We start from the raw sequence: 3,695 nt of genomic DNA, 5'->3' as shown, positions 1-3,695 counted from the left end.
ATATAAATTTATAATAAATATCTTTGATTGCTACTAAAGTGAATGTTAGAGTTTTTCAAAAAGCCTGAAAACTGTGGTGAGGCGTAAATGATGAACCTATGCTGGTGTAGTGAGGAGTAGTGAGGAATAATGATGAATAACGCGCTCTCTATAGTTGCGGTGACCGCAGTGCTGAAAGACTTGCTACAAAATGGTTTAGTCAGTGACTCTATTACTGCTAGTGTTGGTGATGTGCTGGTTACTGCCATACCACCTGATTTAATTAAAGTAGGAACTGATGAGCGGGCGCAACTGAATTTCTTTCTCTATCATGTTACCCAAAATCGCAACGTTGATTACTTGTCTCAGGAATTTCGGAGCAAGCGCTCACCCATTACTCAAAATCAGCGTTCTCTCAATCCGCCATTAGCTTTAGACCTACACTACTTATTAACCGCTTATGGAGCTAAAGATTTCCAGGCAGAACTACTACTAGGGTATGCAATGCAATTATTTCATAAAACAGCACTCATCAAAGCTGAACTCATAGAGAATTCTTTAAAAAACGCTATTATAAGTAATCATACTAGTCTAATCGCACAAGCTTTAGCTAGTGTATCCATATCTAATTTATCTAAACGAATTGGGCAAATTAAACTCTCTCCAGAATTTTTAAGCATGGAAGACAATTCTAAGATATGGTCTGCCTTACAAACCCACTATAGACCATCAGCTAGTTATCAGGTTTCTATGGTATTAATTGACAGCCATGAATTAAATTAATCAGAGGTTAATTAGGGAGTATTATTCGCCATAGGTGACAATTCCATGAATACAACAAAAATTAATCACAATTGGGATGAGGCCAATGAGTGCTATTTATTAACAGCCTTAGCCATAGTACGTGGTGCTATAGAAAAATTTGCTCAAAAGACACAGCCATCGGATTTCCTAGAACAAGAGCAGATGCGACAACAAGCTTCACAAACAGCAATGGCTGGAATTTCAGCACCATCAGCACTAGAGCAGATATCTGAACTATTTGGACTGACCAGCTTTGAGAGAGATATACTGCTAATGTGCGCCTGTATGGAGTTTTATGGTGATTTTGCAGCTATATGTGCTTTAGCTCAAGGAGACCCACAGCGAGTATATCCGACTTTGAGTTTAGCCCTAGCGGCATTACCTAATCCCCACTGGGATGCGATCGCACCTGATGCTAAATTACGACATTGGCGGTTAATTGAGTTGGGAGAAGGTAGAGCTTTAACTCTTAGCCCTTTGCGAATTGATGAAAGGATTTTACACTATCTAATTGGCAGACAATATATTGATGAGAGACTAGCGGGCATTGTCAAACCTTTATCAGTAACTGGTGAATTAGTCCCTTCACAACAGCAACTAGCACAGCGAATAGCAGCTATCTGGATACACCCGTCCCTAGCAGAAAAATTACCAATTTTACAGTTAAATGGAGTTGAACCGAGTAGCAAACGAGCGATCGCTGCCAAAGTTTGTAAAATGCTAGGTATGACCCTACATATCATGGCTGTGCAAGTCGTACCATCTGCACCTGCGGAGATGGAAACACTCTTGCGACTGTGGGAGCGAGAATCAATTTTAAGTAGCAGTGCCTTATTACTAGATTGTGATAAAATTGACATCACAGATTTAGCACGTACTCATGCTATTGGACGTTTTCTAGAGCGAGTTAGTGGGTTCGTGTTGATCACAAGTCGGGAAAGAATACCAATACAGCAACGCCCTCTAGTGAGTTTTGACATTAACAAACCCACAAGTGAAGAGCAAGTCATACTTTGGCAAAGCAGTTTAGCAGACCTAGAACCGCAATTAAATGGGCAAGTAAAAAAATTAGTTACCCAATTTAACCTCAGTCCCAACACTATTCGGGCTGCTTGTGCTGAAGCTTTAGGACAATTGACTAGGGGAAAGGAACAAGATGTAGGTCAAATTCTTTGGGATGCTTGCCGAATGCAAGCCCGTCCCCACTTGGATGAACTAGCCCAACGCATTCCCCCCGCAGCTACCTGGGAGGATTTAGTATTACCCCCAGCCCAAGCAGAAATGTTACAAGAAATTGCTGCTCATCTGCGTCAACGTGCCACTGTGTATCAAACATGGGGATTTGCCGCAAAAAATACTCGCGGATTGGGTATTAGTGCCTTATTTGCCGGGGGTAGCGGCACAGGTAAAACCCTAGCAGCAGAAGTCTTAGCCAACGAATTACACCTTGATCTATACCGAATTGACTTATCTTCGGTAGTGAGTAAATATATTGGAGAAACTGAAAAAAATCTACGTCGAGTTTTTGATGCTGCTGAAGAAGGTGGAGTTATCCTTTTATTTGATGAAGCTGATGCTTTATTTGGTAAGCGTAGCGAAGTGAAAGATAGTCATGATCGTCATGCCAATATTGAAGTTAGTTACCTGCTGCAACGAATGGAAAGCTATCCAGGCTTGGCAATTATGACAACTAACCTGAAGAGTTCCATAGATACAGCTTTTCAAAGACGTATTCGCTTTGCAGTCCAGTTTCCCTTCCCAGATGCGACTCAACGGGCTGAGATTTGGCGAAGAGTTTACCCAGAGAATACACCTACACACGATTTAGATGCGAAAAAATTAGCTCAGTTAAGTGTGTCCGGGGGTAATATTCGCAACATAGCCTTAAATGCTGCTTTCCTCGCTGCTGATGCAGATGAACCAGTGCAGATGAAACATTTATTACGAGCAGCGCGGACAGAATACGCCAAATTGGAGAAATCGCTAACAGAAGCAGAAATTGGGGGCTGGGTTTGAGTCTATTATTTATTGGATAGCACCATAAATTTTAACCTTAAATCCATCAAATCCTTTAGCTTTCCCCTGATGCACAGACTAAAAGAAGATTTTAGAGAAATATTTGAATCATCCAAATCTTGAGGAGACAGTACAATTAAGTTATTAGATTGGATGCATGATGCACTTGCATTGCATATTTTCCCAAAAGTATAGGTACAATGATTAGATGGTTTGGTGAAGTAAGTAGGTGGGCGTTAAAAATTGTCGTTGGGGCAAGGGAACAGGGAACTCTTAACTGGGAACAGGAAGAGAGTTTTGAGTGATTTTACTTTTCTTCACATACCTTTAAATTTTTCTGTTCACTTACTTAGTCGGTTATTTTGATGGCAGAACTACGAGTGGTACTGTAGAAGAAATTAATAATAAACTCAAACTCATTAAACGACTTGGATATGGCTTTTGCAACTTTAGCAATTTCAGATTACGCAGTTTATTAAACTGGTACTTTAGTATTAATTCCCGATAAAAGTAGCGCAAGAGCTATAAATAATTCATACAAAACAACATGAGATTCTTGATTATTGAGAAATCCGGGAAAACTTGATTTGGTATTTATTTTTATGCCTGAATAATAAATTTGTTCATCATAAACAGACAAAAATATCAAAAAATAGCTAAACTCTTTATAAGACTTCACCTATTATGATATGCAGGAAACAGCGACTCAAGTATTGATTCGTGTATCTAAAAAATGGTATAGGATTCAGTATTTAGATCCTTATACCAGAAAGAGATTAATGTTATTATCAGAGGAAGAATTTGAAGTAGAACTTCAAGGGCTGCTCAAACCCGCAGCTTGACTTCTTTGATTTCACCATTGGCAACTTTTACGTAATCAATTAATTCTTTATATA

Annotated in this window: 3 protein-coding genes and 2 pseudogenes; all 5 read left to right on the top strand. The window is 39.4% G+C overall.

Annotated features, from left to right (window positions below; all coding sequences use genetic code 11):
* Positions 1–129 precede the first annotated feature (129 nt).
* A complete protein-coding gene (locus IQ228_RS23230; RefSeq protein WP_228044039.1) occupies positions 130–762 on the top strand; it encodes a DUF4255 domain-containing protein in 633 nt (210 codons plus the stop codon).
* Between the two features lie 45 nt (positions 763–807).
* Positions 808–2,799, top strand: coding sequence for an ATP-binding protein (locus IQ228_RS23225; protein WP_193964576.1), 1,992 nt, complete (start codon positions 808–810; stop codon positions 2,797–2,799).
* 66 nt (positions 2,800–2,865) lie between these two features.
* Positions 2,866–3,023, top strand: a pseudogene (locus IQ228_RS26915) (ISL3 family transposase); the annotation flags it as partial.
* Between the two features lie 128 nt (positions 3,024–3,151).
* A pseudogene (locus tag IQ228_RS23220) lies at positions 3,152–3,307 on the top strand (transposase); the annotation flags it as partial.
* 181 nt (positions 3,308–3,488) lie between these two features.
* Positions 3,489–3,641, top strand: a complete 153-nt coding sequence (locus IQ228_RS23215; protein ID WP_193964574.1) for a hypothetical protein — start codon at positions 3,489–3,491, stop codon at positions 3,639–3,641.
* Positions 3,642–3,695 lie beyond the last annotated feature (54 nt).

Source organism: Dolichospermum sp. LEGE 00246, assembly GCF_015207865.1.
In the GTDB taxonomy this organism is placed as follows: Bacteria; Cyanobacteriota; Cyanobacteriia; order Cyanobacteriales; family Nostocaceae; genus Dolichospermum; species Dolichospermum heterosporum.
This window is presented reverse-complemented; position numbering and strand designations above follow the sequence as displayed.